Genomic DNA, 18,157 nt, shown 5'->3' with positions numbered 1-18,157 from the left:
TGACCCCAAGCCCACATCGGGTTACAATGGCCTGTTCCCAGGAGGCCCCATGAGCGAAAAAGACACCACACACTTCGGCTACAAAGAAGTCGACAAGAATGCCAAAGCGGGCATGGTAGCGGACGTATTTCATTCCGTAGCATCTCGCTATGACCTGATGAATGACCTGATGTCTGCGGGTATTCACCGAATCTGGAAACGTTTCACCATCGAGCTTTCCGGCGTCCGCAAGGGCAATGCCGTGCTCGATATCGCCGGTGGCACCGGCGACCTGGCTGCAAAATTCTCACGTATCGTGGGTCCCGAGGGGCGAGTGGTGCTGGCCGACATTAATGATTCAATGTTGCAGGTCGGGCGCGACAAACTACTGGACACCGGCCATCAGGGTAATATCGAATTCGTTCAGGCGGACGCCCAGTTCCTGCCCTTCCCGGACGAGAGCTTCGACTGCCTTACGATCGCCTTCGGCCTGCGCAACGTCACTGAAAAAGACCTTGCCCTGCGTTCCATGCTGCGAGTGCTGAAACCCGGTGGTCGCCTGCTGGTGCTCGAATTTTCCAAACCACAAAGCGAATTATTGAGTAAGGCTTACGACACCTATTCCTTCCGGGTGCTGCCGTTTATGGGCAAGCTGGTAGCCAACGATTCAGAAAGTTACCAGTATCTGGCCGAGTCTATTCGCGTCCACCCTGATCAGGAAACGCTGAAAGGCATGATGGAAGACGCCGGTTTCAACACCGTGGAGTTTCACAATATGACCGGCGGGGTTGTCGCTCTCCACAAGGGAATCAAGGCCTGAGTATGACAGGGGACATCAATCCGACTCTGCACACTGCTGCCTTCGCAGCGGCAGAGGCGGCACTCAATCGCGCACTGGAACTCGCACCCGCCGCTTCGGCGGCACTGACTGCACTGGAAGATGACGTGTTCGCCCTGCATTGCACGGCTCCTGCGGTCGATATTTACCTGCAACCCCAGGGCAATAACGTTCGACTGATGGGCATGTACGATGGCCCAATCACTACCTCAATTCGGGGTGAGGCCTCGGACTTTGCCTCGTTAGCCACCGCGTCAGACCCCGCGGCAGCACTCATCAATGGCAACCTGGAACTACATGGTGACAGCGCCCCGCTCATTGAACTGCAGCGAGTGCTATCGCAACTGGATGTGGATTGGGAAGCACCATTGGTGGGTGCCCTGGGAGATGTAGCGGGCCATCAACTGGCCGAAATGCTCAGAAATGCCTTCGCATGGGGCAAGCAGGCCTCCGCCAGCTTTGGTCGCCAACTGGAAGAGTTCATTCACGAAGAAGCGCGTCTCAGTCCGCCCCGACTCGAACTGGAAGACTTCTACCGTGACGTGCAGGCGTTGAGCCTGAGAATTGAGCGGCTGGAATCTCGCTCTGCCCGGCTGCGCGCACGCCTGCGACAAAGGGCGGCCCACTAAACATGTCTCGAATCACGCGCCTGGTAAAAATACTGCGTACCGTTGGCCGCTACCGGCTTGATGAACTGTTAGACGCTGACACACTACCTGCGACGCTGCGTTTTTCACTGCGCATTTCGCCGTGGCGTCTCAACCCTGTGCCGGACCTTAGCAGAGGGGCACGCCTGCGCAAGGCACTGGAAGAACTGGGCCCTGTTTTTATCAAGTTCGGACAAATGCTTTCGACCCGCAGGGATTTATTGCCCGAAGATATCGCCGACGAATTAGCCAAGTTACAAGATGACGTTCCTCCGTTTCCCGAAAGTCAGTCTGTTGCAATAATTGAGGATGCTCTGGGCAAACCTGTTGCCGAACTGTACGCAAACTTCGAGGCCAGCCCCATGGCATCCGCATCCGTTGCTCAGGTGCATGCTGCAAGGCTACACAGTGGTGAAGAAGTTGTGGTTAAAGTGGTGCGCCCGGACATCGAGCCCGTAATTCGCCAGGATATCGCCCTCATGTTCACCTTGGCGAAATTGGTAAACCGCTATGCCCCCGATGGCAAGCGCCTGCGTCCTCTAGAAGTCGTTCGAGACTATGAACTCATCATTCTGGATGAGTTGGATCTTGCCCGAGAGGCGGCCAACGCATCACAGCTGCGCCGGAATTTCGAAGACGGCAAGCTGGTTTACGTCCCCCAGGTCTACTGGGATTATACCCGGCGCGAAGTGTTCACCATGGAACGGATTTACGGTATACCAGTCACCGATATGGAGGTACTGCGCGAGAAAAAAGTAGACCTCAAGTTGCTGGCAGAACGGGGTGTAGAAATATTTTTCACCCAGGTCTTGAGGGACAGCTTTTTCCATGCCGATATGCATCCCGGTAATATTTTCGTTGACGCTACCGATCCAGCCGACCCCACCTACATCGCTGTAGACTGCGCTATCATCGGCGCCCTGTCCGAATCGGATCAATACTACCTTGCCCGCAACTTACTCGGTATTTTCCAGCGAGATTATCGCGAAGTAGCTCAGTTACATGTGGAGTGCGGCTGGGTACCCGCGGATACCCGTGTACAAGATTTTGAATCTGCGTTACGCGCGGTTTGCGAACCCGTGTTTGAACGTCCCATCAGCGAAATATCCTTCGGCCAATTGCTCATTTATTTGTTCAAGACCGCACGCCGTTTTGACATGGAAGTTCAGCCCTCGCTGGTACTACTGCAAAAGACACTACTTAATATCGAGGGCCTGGGCCGTCAACTCTACCCCGACCTAAACCTGTGGTATACCGCCCAACCCTTTCTAGAGAAGTGGGTTGCTCAGCGCTACTCCCCACAGTCCGTGCTCAAGCGGCTACAACGTCATGCGCCTTCCTGGCTCGAGCAATTGCCGCAATTACCTGACGTGGTCATGGACAACCTGCAAAGTGCGCGAGACCTCGAGCAACGTTTCAGCATACAGCAGCAAAAAACACAGCATCTGCAGGATCAGGCACGCGAAAGCGTGCGCCGGCGGCGACGCTACCTGATCGCGGCCCTGGCCTGCGGCGCGGCTGCTATCAGCGCTTTCCCCGGCGCCTGGCAGCAGGTGGCACAGGCACCGCCAGTGAGCTGGATTCTTGCCGGTCTGGCCTTGGCACTGCTATGGCCCAGAGAAGCCTGAGCTGTGCCATAATAATGGCCCCGCTTGGAATTAAACATGAGCCTAACTGAACACATAAATTGGAATAGCGATGGCCTGGTCGCGGCCATTGCCCAGGACTGGCAATCCGGTGAAGTATTGATGATGGCCTGGATGAATGCCGAAGCGCTGCAGCTGACCCTGATTGAGCAGCGAGCGATATACTACTCGCGCTCTAGAGAGAAACTTTGGCGCAAGGGAGAACAGTCTGGCAACGTGCAGCAATTGAAGGAGCTGCGCCTGGACTGCGACGGTGACACCGTGTTGTTAAAAGTTGAGCAACTGGGAGGCATCGCTTGTCACACCGGGCGAAGAAACTGTTTTTACCGGCTTGCAAGCGCCAGCGGCGAGCTCTCGATCACCGATGAAGTGCTGCGCGAGCCGGACGATATGTACGGGGACAACAAGCAATGAACAACTTACTGCAAGAACTGGCGGTCGTTCTGGAGCAGCGTAAGCAATCTGCTGACAGTGAGACTTCTTACGTGGCCAGCCTGCATCAGAAAGGCCTTAACAAAATTCTGGAGAAGGTCGGCGAAGAGGCGACTGAAACCATACTCGCGGCCAAAGACCTGGAGAGTGGTGGTAGCCGTCAAGCCCTGGTCGGCGAAGTCGCTGATCTCTGGTTCCACAGTATGGTCATGCTTTCTCACCTGAACATCAGTATCGATGAAATCGGTGAGTGCCTGGCCGACCGCGCCGGCATCTCCGGCCTGGAAGAAAAAGCTGCCCGCGGGCAATAGTGCTGTATTTAATAGAAATGGAGTAAATCATGGGTTTAGGTGGAATAAGTGTCTGGCAATTACTCATTATCCTGGCCATCGTTGTCATGCTGTTTGGCACCAAGCGCCTGCGTAGCCTGGGGTCGGATCTGGGCAGCGCGGTGAAAGGCTTTCGCAAAAGTATGACCGACGACGAAGCAAAAGCTGAGGAATCTGCATCGGAAGAAAAGAACGCAGAGATTCCTACCGACAACGGCGGCAAGTAGCCGTCTAATGTTCGATATCGGATTTGCCGAGCTCATTATCGTTGCGACTGTGGGTCTGCTGGTCATTGGCCCGGAACGCCTTCCAGGCGCAATTCGCACAGGTACGGCCTGGCTGGGCCGTATCAAGCGAGGCTTTAACGATATTAAGCGGGAAGTCGAGCAAGAGTTACATAACGACGGTGTAATGCAGGAGCTGAAAAACACTCAACAGCAGCTACAGAATGAAACCAGTGACCTAAATAGCGACCTGCGCCGGGTTGCGGATCAGATTAACCCCCAGCCAGAGCCAGAGCCAGAGCAAAAAACCACCGAATGAGCGAAACAGAAACCACCGACCAGCCCCTCCCGCTGGTCGCGCACCTGACCGAGTTGCGCGACCGCCTGTTGCGAGCACTGCTCTCAGTCCTTGTTATTTTTATCTGCCTGTTTCCCTTTGCCAATGAAATTTACGCCTTTGTGTCTGAGCCCTTGAGAGAATTGCTACCGCCGGGTGCCAGCATGATCGCTACGGAAGTAGCATCGCCCTTTCTTACGCCCTTCAAGCTAACCCTGGTAGCGGCAATATTTATCGCCATACCGCATATCCTTTATCAGGTATGGAGTTTTGTGGCGCCAGGCATGTACCGTCACGAAAAGCGTTTCGCGGTGCCACTGCTGGTTTCCAGCATCGCACTGTTTTATCTGGGGGCTTCCTTTGCCTATTTCGTGGTGTTCCCACTCATATTCGCCTTCTTTACCAGCGTTGGTCCTGAGGGCATCACCATCATGACCGACATCAACAGCTACCTTAACTTTGTACTCAAACTGTTCTTCGCCTTCGGAATTGCCTTTGAAATCCCTATCGCTGCGATACTGATGATTTGGGCCGGTATTACCACTGCTGATGATCTGGCCAAAAAACGACCCTACATCATTGTTGGCTGCTTTATTTTTGGCATGCTATTAACGCCACCGGATATTATTTCCCAGTCGCTACTTGCGGTTCCCATGTGGATTTTATTCGAATTCGGAGTTTTCTTGGGCCGCTTCCTCGAAAAAGATGATGATGAAGAGGTAAACAGTCCCTAGGGACCGCCCACGGTTTGGGCTAACATATTGGATCTGCACACTCGGAACTGGCACCTATGCTACGTAACCTGGCCTCAAGTCTTCTGCTATTAGTCGCGTTTTCACCGCTGGTGCAGGCCCAATCCAGCGTTGATACATCGAACGTTTCAGCTAGAGAACTCATAGAATCAGCAAAAAAATCTGAGCAACTGGTCGAACAAAAGTCATCGACAGATCCTAATTCGTTGGAAGGACAGGGAACACCGCTTGCCACTTTAATCGGCTTGCGCGACGCTATGCGCGCAAAGGACTACGCCGCCGCCGGAGAGTATCTCGATCGTCGTTACATTGATGAAAAGGTCGGAGACTTCAGTGATGAAACACTCATCAAGGCCATCACCTATGTCTGGAATCGACAGAACATCACAGATGTCACCTCCGTCAGTGACAGGCCCGAGGGCGACCTCACCGACGGCCTGCCAGAATACCGCGATCAGATAGGCTCGGTACGACTGCGAGATGAAGAGGTGCCCATATACCTGCAGCGCATCCCGGATGGCAGAGGGGGGCGAATCTGGAAGCTTTCCAATGCAACGGTCGCCAGAGTTCCAGAAATGTGGGACGAGTTGGGTTACAGCGATGCTGCGATAATTGTCAGTCGGTTGCTGCCTGAGTTTCGCTTCCTGGGTATGGAAAACTGGCAGATAGTGGGATTCATCGTCTTCTTTATCGTGGCCTGGCCTTTAGCTAGCCTGGTCAGCTACGTGCTCATGCGAGGCGCGCTGCTCATACCCAATCGTTTTCCGCTGAGCATAAAGCACTTTTTCCGCGGGCCAATGAGATTCTTCATCTTTATCTTCATTGCCAGGTTAATGATAGACGAGTTGGGGCTGTCGCTGACCTCAAGAATCCTGCTCGAGTCCTCAGGCGTGGACTACATCGCATTTACGGTCATCATCATGGGTCTGTTGTCGTTACTGCGTGACTACCAAATCCGTAAAATGCAGCACGCCGGCAACGCACACTATGTCGCCCTGCTCAAACCTTTCACGACTATTGTCAAAGTTTTCGTGGTGACCATCATAGCGCTGTTTTGGGCAAAGCAGGCTGGCTACGATATGTCCACCATTCTGGCAGGTCTGGGCGTAGGTTCCCTGGCCGTTGCACTGGCTGCGCAAAAAACCCTGGAGAATGTTATCGGCGCAATCACGCTGTATACAGCACGGCCAGTAAGCGCCGGCGACTTTTGCCGGTTTGGCAATGTTAAAGGCACTGTAGAAGAAATTGGCCTTCGGTCAACGATCATTCGCACCATGGACCGCTCAATGCTGGTTATACCGAATTCCATGTTCTCATCTGTAGAGATTGAAAACTTTTCCCAACGCGATCGCATCCGTTTTTTTCGCCGCTATCAAATGCAAATTCCCCAGTCTGGGCAAATGCGCCACATACTCGAGCAAATTCGTCAGCTGGCAGCGAATAGCCCGCATGTTATTGATGAAACGATCAGCATCCGCTTTGAAACAATTACCGATGCAAATGCGATTTTGCGCATCGACCTTGGAGTGGATACCACTGATTTTCAGAAATTTCTGGCAGTCGTAGAGGAGCTGAATCTGGGTATCCTCGACATTGCGGATCAGGCCGGGACTCGCTTTACAGGGCCCGCCAGGCTAAATCTCGATCCCACTGGCAACGATTCAGAGTCCGGCGCCCTCGAATGAGCAAACCCAACGGAGCCATAAGCTCCCTGTTACCGGTAATAAAACTTCTCAGACCCTACAAGTTAAGGTTACTGGCGGCGAGTCTGGCACTGCTCTTTACTGCAGCCGCTACACTTGCCATGGGTCGTGGCTTACAGGTGCTTATTGACCAGGGATTTGGTGGCGACAGTGCGGACCTGAAGGACGCCATTTTTCTGATGCTCAGCATTGCCGCGGCCATCGCTGTCGGTACCTTCCTGCGTTTCTACCTTGTGTCATGGCTGGGAGAACGGGTCAGCGCCGATATTCGCAAAGCGGTTTTTGACAATATCGTGCGCCTGCACCCCGGCTATTTTGAAGCAAATCGTTCTGGCGAAATCATGTCTCGCCTAACCACCGATACTACGCTCCTGCAAACTATTATTGGCTCATCATTCAGCATGGCTCTGCGCAGCAGCCTGACCTTGATAGGCGCTCTGGTGATGATGGTGATCACCAACCTTGAACTCAGCTTGTACATCGCAGTGGGAGTGCCACTGGTACTGTTGCCCATTCTGATCTTCGGAAGACGCGTGCGGCGCCTGTCAAACCAGAGCCAGGACAGCATCGCCAGTGTCGGCAGCTATGCAGGTGAAGTGATACAGCACATCCGGGTGGTCCAGAGTTACACCCGCGAACCGTTTGAAAGCGAAGCATTCGCCGCTGAAGTTGAGCGCGCTTTTGCCATTGCCCGTCGCCGTATCCGCCAACGCGCCCTATTGATATGCGTGGCCATCCTGCTGATGTTTATCGGTATGTCGGCAATGATGTGGACGGGCGGGCAAGACGTTATATCGGGCCGCATGAGCGGCGGTGAACTGGGTGCTTTTGTTTTCTACGCCATCATGGTTGGATCCGGTGTCGCTACCATTTCCGAGGTCTGGGGCGAACTACAGCGCGCGGCAGGCGCAGCCGAGCGCCTGGTAGAACTTATTAGCACCCGCAGCCTGATAGCGGATCCTGGCGACCATAGCCTGCCGGGGAATAACCCAAAACCTGCTTTAGCGTTGGATAACGTCACATTTCGCTATCCCACCCGACCGGAGGTGGCCGCTCTGGAAAATTTCACCTTGCCCATTGAGGCGGGGCGTTCACTGGCCCTGGTAGGGCCTTCGGGCGCGGGCAAGTCTACAGTTTTCGAATTACTGCAGCGCTTCTATGATCCGCAATCAGGGTGTATCACCCTAGATGGAAGAAACATCCGAGAGCTGGGTCTCAGACAACTTCGAGAGCACATCGCTCTGGTGCCACAGCAACCGGCCCTGTTTACCGGCGACGTAAGTTACAACATTGGCTACGGTCGACCCGGTGCGACGCAGGAAGACATCGAGGCTGCCGCGCAAGCGGCACACGCCCATGAGTTCATCAACCAACTGCCCGAAGGCTACGCAAGTCATCTGGGAGAACAGGGGGTCCGACTTTCAGGTGGGCAACGCCAACGAATTGCGCTGGCCAGGGCTATTCTCAACGACCCTAAAATCCTGCTGCTTGATGAAGCCACCAGTGCTCTGGATACAGAGAGTGAATATCACGTGCAGCAGGCCCTGGAAAAACTGATGCAGAATCGCACTACCGTGATCATTGCTCATCGCCTGTCTACAATATTACATGCCGACTGTATCGCAGTAATGGACCACGGAAAGCTCATTGCCAGTGGCAGTCACGAGGAACTACTGCAAACCTGCAAGCTTTACCAACGACTGGCGCGCTTGCAGTTCAAGGATGAAAAAGACCTCAGCTAGCTGTTGAAACGACCCACCCGCATCTTGCGATCACCATTCACTCGCTGCAGGTCGTCAATAGTCTCACGAGAAATATCAATCATGTCTTCAATTAACTGGTAACCCAGTTTCATGTTGTTGAGAGTGCATTGGACTGGCGCACTGATCGGCGACTCTCTGAACTTCTCTCGGGAATCATCAAGCGCTGTACGCAGATGATCGCCAGCCGTTTCACGGGCAGTTTCATAGGCCAGTGACACGACTTCCAAAGACTCCATCAGGGCCTCTATTCCGACCCACTCCTGAACTACGCCCCGCTCTACCCGACGGCGAACTCCACGGCGCAGACGGCGGCTCATGTTGCGAAATTCGCGCTGCACACGAGGACCGAACACCGGCATGGAAACTGCGCGCAGCTCGTCGTCTTCAGACAATTCGCGCCAGTCCTCCAGGGACAGCACCGATTCGATATGGGGAAAAACCACTTTTTCTTCCACGTTCATGTGCTCATACATATGACCGATATACTCCCGACCTGCCCTGGCCAGGGTGGCCCCTTTCACTTCTCCCTCACGCCAGCGCTCAATGTCCTTGAGTAACTCCTGCCCGCGCCTGGCAGTAAAGTCATGATCGCGTTGTAAAGTATCTACGTCGTCTGCGGCTTTCTTGTCCAGTTCTGCAACCCTGCTGTAGATCAGGTCTTCCCGGGGATGATGGTAGCGATCGGGCCAGGTAGCCATGTAATCCATCACCTCAAACACCACGTGAGCATCCACTGATTCGCCAGCTTCAATTCCCTGTAATTGCTCAGAAAACAGCTGCATAACAGTGGCAATATGCCTATGCTCGGCGCGCAGTGCCTTCATCAGTGGTTGCTCTGGCGATTTAGTGGAACTCGTCTTGGGTTGCTTTTTTGCAGCCGCGCGATTGTAGCCTGCCTCGCTTTTGCTGGCCGCAGCTTGTTTTTTTGGCGTTACTTTCTTTCGCGTCGGAGCCTTCCTGCGGTTAACAGCGGGCTTCTTTGCTGGTGATTTTTTCTTTGCCACAGATTTTACCGTCGCGGCTTTAGTGGCAGTTGGCATGAGCACACTCCTTATCTTTCGTACCCTCAGAATAGGTGCCCAGCCTATCGGGTCCAAGCCTTACAAGCATTGATTTGGCGCATTAAATGGGCGCAAGCGACTTTAGCGTAAATTGATGAACCAGCAAGGATGAGCTACCAATGCGGCAAGAGCCCCTTCAACTAAAAGTCACAAAAACAAAAACGCCGACACTAGGCCGGCGTTTTCGAATTTACTAAATTGATCAGCTGAATTCCCTGATTAATCCACCAATCGACTCTTTTGCATCACCGAACAACATTCGCGTGTTGTCTTTGTAAAACAGTGGGTTCTCAATGCCGGCAAAACCAGAAGCCATAGAGCGCTTGAGCACGAACACAGTACGTGCATTGTCCACGTTGATTACCGGCATGCCATAGATCGGGCTGCCTTCATTTTCACGGGCGGCCGGGTTAACCACGTCGTTGGCACCGATAACAATAGCCACATCGACATTTTCCATGCGCGGGTTGATGTCATCCATTTCCAGCAGTTGGTCATAGGGAACATCGGCCTCGGCTAACAGCACGTTCATGTGTCCGGGCATACGACCGGCAACCGGATGAATGCCGAAGTTAACCTCAGCACCGTTTTGTTCCAGTAGTTCAGTCAACTCCTTCACCACATGCTGGGCCTGGGCCACTGCCATACCATAGCCAGGAATAATGGCAACGTTGCTCGCCGCTTCCAGTACATAGTAAGCATCGTCCACGGAGATAGGCTTGATCTCGCCCTCCACTTCGGTGGTGTCCTGCTTACCGCTACCGAAGCCGGAGAACAACACGTTAGACAGGGAACGGTTCATCGCCTTACACATAATTTGGGTCAGAATGATGCCAGAAGCACCCACCAGTGCGCCGGCGACGATCAGGATATTGTTATCCACCGCAAAGCCTGCGGCACAGGCCGCAAGTCCCGAATAAGAATTCAGCAGTGAAATTACGACGGGCATATCAGCGCCACCGATCGGAATTACTGCCATGATGCCAAAGACCAGTGCCAGGCCGATCACGACGAACAACCAGAGATCATTACCCGGGTTCATGCAAAACATGACCGATCCGCCAAGAATACCCAGCACGATCAGGCTGTTGACCACCTGCTGTCCGCTGAATTGGACCGCTCCAGAGCCGATAGTCTCGGAGAGCTTACCGTAAGCAATCAGGGAGCCAGTGAAGGTCATTCCACCAATGAGAATCGACAGGATAATGGTTACCAGGGTGAACGTTCCAGCTTCCGGTGATAACGCCGCCCAGCCCACCAGTAAGGAAGCCATGCCACCAAAACCGTTGAATAACGCGACCATCTCGGGCATCGACGTCATTTGAACCAAACGCGCAGCTGCTGCGCCAACAGCACCGCCGACAACGAAGCCGATCACGATGTACTGGAAGTCAACAATACCCTGGTCAAGCAAGGCCGCGACGATGGCTACCAGCATAGCTGTAGCTGAGATCATGTTGCCGCGACGGGCAGTTGCCGGTGAACCCAACTGTTTCAGGCCAAAAATGAACAGACCGCCAGACACGATATAGGCAAATTGAATCAAAATTTCCATTTCGGCTTAACCCTCCTTCTTTTTGAACATGGAGAGCATGCGATCGGTCACCATATAGCCACCGACCACGTTAATAGATGCCAGGGCAACAGCGCCGGCACCCAACCAATTAGCCAGGTCCTGCTCACCGGTACCGGCAAGGCTTATAGCGCCCACTACGGTAATGCCTGAAATAGCGTTGGCGCCGGACATCAGCGGAGTGTGCAAGGTGGCTGGCACCTTGTTGATCAGCTCAAAGCCCAGGAAGATGGTAAGCATCAGGATAAATGTCAGGAATATTTCTGCGGGTATCATTACTATGCTCCCCCTTCGACGATGTTTTTAATGGTGTCGTGCGTGATTTCGCCGCCGTGGGTAATAATGCAGCCGGGAAGAATATCGTCTTCAAAATCCACCACAAACAGGTGTTTATCTTCGCACCAGTTATCTTCTACCAGATTAAACAGGTTGGAAGAATACATTTGGCTGGCATCTCTGGCGACTTCGCCAGCGAGGTTACCTTTACCGATAATAGTAACGCCGGACCATTCAACTGTTTCATTGGGCACGGAGCCCTCTACATTGCCGCCGGTTTCGGCAGCCATGTCCACGATCACAGATCCTGGAGCCATGCCTTCAACCATATCTTGGGTCACCAGCACCGGGGGTTTGCGACCAAATACCTGCGCTGTAGTAATCACCACGTCAGATTTGGCGATCACATCCTTCTGCGCCTGGCGCTGGATATCGACCTGCTCCGGTGTTAACTCTTTGGCGTAGCCGTCGGCAGTCTCACCGGTTTCACCCAGATCTATCTCCAGGAACTTGCCCCCCAGGGATTGCACTTGCTCAGCAACCACTGGCCGAGTGTCGAAGGCCGTCACCCTGGCGCCCAGCCGTTTGGCGGTCGCGATTGCCTGCAGGCCAGCAACGCCTGCACCAATAACAAACACGTTAGCAGGCTTCAATGTGCCAGCCGGCGTCATCATCATTGGGAAGATACGTGGCAAAGCCATCGCGGCCTCCATCACCATCTGGTACCCGGCCAGGTTGGCCTGGGAACTCAGCGCATCCATCTTCTGGCTGCGGGTGGTGCGTGGAATCATCTCCATGCTGATAGCAGTGACGCCTGCTTCCTTGAACGCATTCACGAGCGCATGCTCATTAAAAGGGTCCAGATAGCTTATATGGATGCAGCCGCGCTTCATCAGGGCAATTTCTGATAGTTCAGGCTTACGCAGACGCAGCAACACGTCAGCACTGGAAAAAAGTTCATTACGGTCACCGGATAGCGTGGCCCCGACGTCGGTGTACTCTGCGTCGGTGAAACCGGAGCCGGTTCCCATGCCAGATTCGATGACCAGTTCGGCTCCCATACGTACCAATTTCTTGGCGACGTCTGGAATAATAGGCACCCGGTTTTCTCCCGGATGTGTTTCCCTGGGTATTGCGATGCGCATAACGGTTCTAGCTCCCCGTTGCTTGTGTGTTTCTTATCGACCGAGAATCGGCACTTGTTGAGCTGGCCTCTTGCGGACCCATACCCCTTTCACCCCACTGAAGTGGACGATTACTCTAGCACAGTGCCTTTGGTCTCGTGGTAATGACCAATATTCACCAGCTGAATTCGAAAGCAGTCTGTCATAGCGAGCACAAACCCTAACCAATTCGCAGAGGACTGGCTAATTTACGGACTTCGCAGCCTCAAACAATGGCGAGAGAGCCCAAAAATATAGACCAAATCGCCTAATAGCAGCGCCTCGCTGGGCCACCCGCTACCTGTAAGACCACCAGGGAGGCAGTAATTCGCGGTAGGCCGGCCACCCGTAGCGATTATCGATCAACAAAGCGCTGCCTCGATCAGTGTCTGTACGCACCACCCGCCCCAGGGCCTGGTCAACCTTTTGCATCGCTGGGTATAAATAGGCATATTCGAAGCCCTGCCCGTACACCTCCTGGTACCACTGCCGCAGTTGCTCGCGCTCTGCCCCCACCTGGGGCAGCCCTACACCGACGATCGCAACATTGGTGAGCAGAGCCCCGGGCAGGTCGATCCCCTCAGAAAAAACGCCACCTAAAATACAGAAGGCCACAACATGACGATGCCGTTCCAAAGCCGTAAAGAGACTAGCGCGGTCAGCCTCCGTCTGCTCTGGATGCTGCTGCCAAAGCAGCCGATCTGGCAAAGCAGAGCCACTGCCCTGCATGAGCTCGAGGGTAGTACGGAGGTAACGATATGATGGAAAATAAATAATGCTATTGCCTTTCGCTTCCGCCAAAAAAGCCGACAAGCGCTCAGCAAGCTGCGGCGCACTGGCCTCCCGCTGGCGATAGCGAGTGTCAATGGCGGTTTCCACTACCACGTCCAACTGAGCAGGCTCGAAAGGCGACGTCATGCGTCTGTAAACAGCCGTCTCATTCAGACCCAGCAGCTGCCCCATCCAGGACTGTGGCGATAGCGTGGCAGAAAACACCACCAGAGCATGTGACCTCTTGTGACTGTTGGACAACAGGCGTGACGGGTCAAGGCAATTCAATCTCAGCAGCAAGCCTTGTGGACCCTCCCCCCGCAGCAGTTCCAATCGATACTCATCACCCCAGTGCTCTGCAATACGCAGCCATTGCAGCACTGCAAAATAAAAGTTCATCAACTGCGGATTATGCGGTGCAAAGCGCACGTCGTCCGCCATGGCCACACCCACGGCAGCGACGAAATCTCCAAGACTGTTAATTAAGGTGACGGGCAAGCTACACCGCAGGTCTTGTTCCGGCCAGTCTTGCTTTTGTAAAGCGAGCATGGCGCGATTCACTTTCTCCAGAGAGCGCTTTACCACCGGGGAAGATACTTTTTTTACGCGCATCAGCTCAGCCTTACCCAACTGGCCGCTATACATTCCCCTGGCCCGCTCAGGCAGATTGTGCGCCTCGTCAACCAACACGGTCCAGCGCCGCTGGTCTTGCTCCATCATGCGACCAACGCCCGCATAAAAACTGAATACATAATGCGCGTCAGCAATAAGAACATCGACCCAGGGCATTAAGTCCATCGCTAATTGATAGGGGCACACCTCGTGCCGTCTCGCTATAGACTCTATCTCTTGCCGCCGCAGAATTCCGTCCTGCACGGCCTCGATCATCGCCGCGGGCAAACGGTCGTAATACCCTTTTGCAAAGGGACAATCATCGCCATGACACGCTTTGCCCGGAGAGAAACAAATCGACTCTTTAGCAGTGAGGCTGAGGCTACAAAGCTGCAATCCACGCTCGCTCATTAAACTCAGGGAATCCTCTGCAGTGCGGCGCCCGACCGTTCGCGAAGTCACAAATACGATAGCTTCATGCTTCTGAGACGCCATAGCCTTGAGCGCTGGATACAGCACCGCAGCTGTCTTGCCGATACCAGTGGGAGCTTCCACCATCAGCTCGCCACCCTGATCCACACACTTGTAAACAAGTTCAGCTATGTCTCGCTGACCCGAGCGAAACTGCCCGTGCGGAAACTTAAAGCTTTCAAGGCTACGCTGCCTGCTGTTTCTCTCGCTGGCCAATAGCGAAAGCCAATCTGAAAATAAAGCCAGGGTCTCAAGCAGGTAGGCGTGCAGTTCCGCCCGGTCATAGTTCCGAGACATATTGAACTCTTCATCGCTATCGATATTAAGCCAGGTAAGACGCACTTGCAGGCAATCTAAATCGTGTTGGATAGCCACCAGAGCGGCATAGATGCGCGCCTGCGAGTAATGTAACTCCTTGACTGCAGCAGGGATGCTTGCCGCATCTACCCGGCAGGTCTTGATCTCTTCGACAAGTCCCCGGGCGAGATCGACCCCATCAGCCCGGCCACGCAAGTGCAAATTGATTCCCTGCTCACAGTGAACAAAATTCACAGGGTACTCTCGCTGGTAGGACTCTGGGCGTCTGCGATAGATTCGGCCGTGACCCTCTATACCCTGTTCAGCACTGGGCGAGGGTGTATAACGATGATCTATGTCACCACTGCGATGGCAAAACGCCACCAGGTCGCGGACATTGACACCGAACTCAAGCATCCGCCCAGCGCACCCACACGATTGATGCCGGAATATCCTCTTGCTGGAAAAATCGTAACCAGCGTTTCTGGCTATCCTGCAGCGCATCACCCGGACCTTTTACTTCAATCATCTGGTAATCGCCGGGCTCGGTCCCGAGAGCGAGCAGGTCGGGAAAGCCACGGCGATTTTCTCTGGGATCGAACAACATGCGTCGCCAGATCGCCAGCAAATCATTCTTGGGAATCACCGAACTCGCCGCAGCCACTAAAGGTTCATTCAGATATTTCCAGCTTATCCAGCGGCACTGGTAATCGTGATACAAACGCCAACAGCGCGGCAGCTCCTCGGCAAGATCCAGCGCTTCCAATTCAAGCAAGCGCTCATCAATCAGTTCCTGCCGGCTGGATCTGAATGTCTGTTCATACATATCTGCTGGCACGCTCTGGAAACGATTGTTAAAAGCCCCCGCCACCGGCGCAAATATCTGCTGCCAAAATGCGAGGCCGAACAATGCATTCATCAGCCTGTTCTCAACATAATGCACACCCTGCCAATCGCAGGACAGTGCCCGAGCAACCTGCTTTTCCACCCCCAGCTCCGATCGCGATAACACCAATTCGGCTTCAACAAAGCTGTCACGCGACCGCACGATCTTTGTTCCCTCCAGTTTGCGCAGCAGACGTGAACCAATTCTCTGCGCCGCGTCCCGCTCATCCTCACACCAGGGTTCAACTTCAATAGCCTGACACAATGCCAAGGCTTCGCGATGCTCCCCCACGCGCTCCAGCAATCTCGCCTTTCGCTCTCTGGCCGGATGCAACTGGCTGACCGCGTATAACCTGATAGCCGTGCCATCGTGCCCGTCCCTCTCCAATTGCCTCGCGAGGCCATTGCACAGACGGCACCAACGCCGCTGACTGGTGACATATCGAGGTGACTCTGCCAACAACTCATTGGCGAACTCCAACATGGATGAGGCGTGGCTTTCTTCCTGGAGCAGCTTCCATCGCTCGGTACGTTCAATACAGGTCAGGTACTCTTCCAATTCACGCCTACCGGGAAACAAACGCCGGGAACGATCCAGACGATAAGGGTAATAGCGGGCAACGCCCAAATCGCTCAGTACAAAGTCGGTCATGCCTTGATAATGATTGCCAAAAAACAGCAGCTGCATCAGTTCTACTATTGACACATGAGCGGGTGCAACCACACGCTGACCGTCGAAGGCCAGCAACGCCGACAAACCCTCTTGCTCAGCAATCTGCGCCAGCAAATCTGCCTTACTACCCGCTCCCAACGAGAATATCGTAGCCAGTTCACTGCGGGTACAAAGGCGGCCCAACTCTTCAGACGACAGACGAGAGGCCTCCAACAATAACCCGCTATCCAGCAATGCGTTTAGCGCGGCTTTTATATCGTCCAGTTCTGGGTAATTGAGACGCCTTTCACGAAACCAGGGGCCCACTCGCGACACCAGGCGCACATACAAGCACTGGCCAGCGAACGGCAGTTCGCGATAAGTGTTTAAAAATTCCAGCTCATCGGCGATGAGAAGGTCGCTATAGAGGTCCTCAACCGTATCCAGCAACTGGAGAAAGTTGTCGCGGTAGTAATAGAGAGACAATTCAGGCAAGCCACTAGACCTAGGTTCGTCGGCTAGCGAGGTTCTAGCAAAATTAGTCGAGACCGGTCGGCAAGGGCATAAATCAAGCCGTCCGGCCCGACCTCGACATCGCGTATACGCATCCCCAAATCGCCGAGTAGGCGGGTTTCCCCGGCAATCGTGTCATCTGAGTTAAGTTCCAGCCGATTAATGCGAGTGAGCCGCATACTCGACACCAGCAGTGAAAAACCCCAGCCCGGGTAAGTCTCTTCAGCGTAAAAAGCGATCCCTCCAGTAGCCAATGAAGGGGAGTAGTAAATCAGCGGTTGCTCCATACCCTGTTTTTGGGTGCCTTCTCCAATCTTGCCACCTCCATATTCTTCGCCGTAGGTGATCACCGGCCAGCCATAGTTTGCACCAGACCTGAGAATGTTGATCTCATCGCCACCCTGAGGTCCATGCTCAGAAACCCATATCCCCCCGGTAACTGGATGACGAACAATGCCCTGGGGGTTGCGATGGCCGTAGCTAAAAATTTCAGGCAGCGCATTGGCCTGGCCCACAAAAGGGTTATCCAGTGGAATACCCCCGCTCTGAGTCAAGCGAATCACTTTTCCTGCATGGCTCAGTAAGCTTTGGGCCGCGGCCCTATTGCCACGATCACCGACCGTAATATAAAGATGCTCACCATCAAGCAGCAGGCGCGAACCAAAGTGTCGTCGTTCGCGATAGGCGGGTCGCGCGGTATAAAGATTCTCTACGTCCACCAGCGCGGCGTTCTTCAGTCTGCCGCGGCTCACTCGAGTGCTGAAGCCATCGCCCACCGCCACCGAGTAGCTGAAGTAAACCCATTGATTGCGTTCAAAATCCGGATGCACCAATACATCCATCAACCCCCCCTGCCCTTCATTCGCCACCGTGGGGAGCCCGCTAATTTCCTGAGTAGACCAGCTGCCGGGGGTCACCAGCTTCATGGTTCCCGGCTTTTCCGTCAGCAGCAAACTACCATCGGGTAAAAAGTCCATTCCCCAGGGCTCTTGTAACCACTCCAGTAACGTGCGGACGCGAATCTCAGTGGGCTCACCAGGACCACTAAGGCTAGACTTCGTTTCCAGGACAGCTGCGTTTTGGGCAGGGCCGTCGTTGGGGAGTGCACAGCTCATCAAACTGAATACGGCCAGGCTCACCAGCAGATTTTGAGAGAATCGGAAAATCGAGGTCATGCAGAGTCCAGAAATCGGGAGGTACGCGGCCGCTTATATTACGACATCACTGCTCTGC

At 54.0% G+C, this 18,157-nt stretch carries 17 protein-coding genes; 10 read left to right on the top strand and 7 right to left on the bottom strand.

Translation table 11 applies throughout. The features are described 5' to 3' along the window. Nucleotides 1–49: 49 nt before the first annotated feature. From ubiE to EYC87_RS09770, 10 genes are read left to right on the top strand one after another with little or no spacing between them, the layout of a single operon-like run. Nucleotides 50–799 carry a bifunctional demethylmenaquinone methyltransferase/2-methoxy-6-polyprenyl-1,4-benzoquinol methylase UbiE gene (gene ubiE / locus EYC87_RS09815; protein ID WP_279252710.1) on the top strand — a complete coding sequence of 250 codons (750 nt, stop codon included), beginning with the start codon at nt 50–52 and terminating at the stop codon, nt 797–799. A gap of 2 nt (nt 800–801) precedes the next feature. Continuing rightward, nucleotides 802–1,446 (top strand): ubiquinone biosynthesis accessory factor UbiJ, encoded by a 645-nt coding sequence (locus EYC87_RS09810; RefSeq protein WP_279252709.1) that lies wholly within the window; start codon nt 802–804, stop codon nt 1,444–1,446. A 2-nt stretch (nt 1,447–1,448) separates the two neighbouring features. Further along, nucleotides 1,449–3,092 carry a ubiquinone biosynthesis regulatory protein kinase UbiB gene (gene ubiB / locus EYC87_RS09805; protein ID WP_279252708.1) on the top strand — a complete coding sequence of 548 codons (1,644 nt, stop codon included), beginning with the start codon at nt 1,449–1,451 and terminating at the stop codon, nt 3,090–3,092. 36 nt (nt 3,093–3,128) lie between these two features. Continuing rightward, on the top strand, nt 3,129–3,524 hold the full coding sequence (gene hisI, locus EYC87_RS09800) for a phosphoribosyl-AMP cyclohydrolase (RefSeq protein WP_279252707.1): 396 nt from the start codon (nt 3,129–3,131) through the stop codon (nt 3,522–3,524). Continuing rightward, a complete protein-coding gene (locus EYC87_RS09795; protein WP_279252706.1) occupies nt 3,521–3,853 on the top strand; it encodes a phosphoribosyl-ATP diphosphatase in 333 nt (110 codons plus the stop codon). Before hisI ends, EYC87_RS09795 begins: the two co-directional genes overlap by 4 nt. 29 nt (nt 3,854–3,882) lie before the next feature. Continuing rightward, entirely contained in the window at nt 3,883–4,098 is a 216-nt protein-coding gene (gene tatA, locus EYC87_RS09790) for a twin-arginine translocase TatA/TatE family subunit (RefSeq protein WP_007230012.1), read from the top strand. A gap of 7 nt (nt 4,099–4,105) precedes the next feature. After that, entirely contained in the window at nt 4,106–4,414 is a 309-nt protein-coding gene (tatB, locus tag EYC87_RS09785; protein WP_279252705.1) for a Sec-independent protein translocase protein TatB, read from the top strand. Next, entirely contained in the window at nt 4,411–5,166 is a 756-nt protein-coding gene (gene tatC / locus EYC87_RS09780; protein WP_279252704.1) for a twin-arginine translocase subunit TatC, read from the top strand. The genes tatB and tatC overlap by 4 nt, the downstream gene beginning before the upstream one ends. Before the next feature lie 56 nt (nt 5,167–5,222). Continuing rightward, on the top strand, nt 5,223–6,869 hold the full coding sequence (locus tag EYC87_RS09775; protein ID WP_279252703.1) for a mechanosensitive ion channel family protein: 1,647 nt from the start codon (nt 5,223–5,225) through the stop codon (nt 6,867–6,869). After that, nucleotides 6,866–8,629, top strand: a complete 1,764-nt coding sequence (locus EYC87_RS09770) for an ABC transporter transmembrane domain-containing protein (RefSeq protein WP_279252702.1) — start codon at nt 6,866–6,868, stop codon at nt 8,627–8,629. Before EYC87_RS09775 ends, EYC87_RS09770 begins: the two co-directional genes overlap by 4 nt. Here the strand turns inward: EYC87_RS09770 and EYC87_RS09765 are convergent. The 7 genes from EYC87_RS09765 to EYC87_RS09735 form a co-directional block, all read right to left on the bottom strand. Continuing rightward, complete coding sequence (locus tag EYC87_RS09765) at nt 8,626–9,690, bottom strand: hemerythrin domain-containing protein (protein WP_279252701.1); 1,065 nt, start codon at nt 9,688–9,690, stop codon at nt 8,626–8,628. The genes EYC87_RS09770 and EYC87_RS09765 overlap by 4 nt on opposite strands. A gap of 223 nt (nt 9,691–9,913) precedes the next feature. Continuing rightward, a complete protein-coding gene (locus EYC87_RS09760) occupies nt 9,914–11,266 on the bottom strand; it encodes an NAD(P)(+) transhydrogenase (Re/Si-specific) subunit beta (protein WP_279252700.1) in 1,353 nt (450 codons plus the stop codon). A gap of 6 nt (nt 11,267–11,272) precedes the next feature. After that, nucleotides 11,273–11,560: an NAD(P) transhydrogenase subunit alpha part 2 gene (locus tag EYC87_RS09755; protein ID WP_279252699.1), complete on the bottom strand. Its 288-nt coding sequence runs from the start codon at nt 11,558–11,560 to the stop codon at nt 11,273–11,275. A gap of 2 nt (nt 11,561–11,562) precedes the next feature. After that, the gene (locus EYC87_RS09750) at nt 11,563–12,705 is read right to left on the bottom strand and encodes a Re/Si-specific NAD(P)(+) transhydrogenase subunit alpha (RefSeq protein ID WP_279252698.1); all 1,143 of its coding nucleotides are present in this window, start codon (nt 12,703–12,705) and stop codon (nt 11,563–11,565) included. Nucleotides 12,706–13,020: 315 nt separating this feature from the next. Further along, nucleotides 13,021–15,291, bottom strand: coding sequence for a helicase C-terminal domain-containing protein (locus EYC87_RS09745; RefSeq protein ID WP_279252697.1), 2,271 nt, complete (start codon nt 15,289–15,291; stop codon nt 13,021–13,023). Next, on the bottom strand, nt 15,284–16,906 hold the full coding sequence (locus EYC87_RS09740) for a VRR-NUC domain-containing protein (protein ID WP_279252696.1): 1,623 nt from the start codon (nt 16,904–16,906) through the stop codon (nt 15,284–15,286). Before EYC87_RS09740 ends, EYC87_RS09745 begins: the two co-directional genes overlap by 8 nt. A 23-nt stretch (nt 16,907–16,929) precedes the next feature. Next, nucleotides 16,930–18,099, bottom strand: coding sequence for a PQQ-dependent sugar dehydrogenase (locus tag EYC87_RS09735; RefSeq protein ID WP_279252695.1), 1,170 nt, complete (start codon nt 18,097–18,099; stop codon nt 16,930–16,932). Between the last annotated feature and the right edge of the window lie 58 nt (nt 18,100–18,157).

The organism is Candidatus Seongchinamella marina, assembly GCF_026262685.1.
Lineage (GTDB): Bacteria > Pseudomonadota > Gammaproteobacteria > Pseudomonadales > Halieaceae > Halioglobus > Halioglobus marinus.
This window is presented reverse-complemented; position numbering and strand designations above follow the sequence as displayed.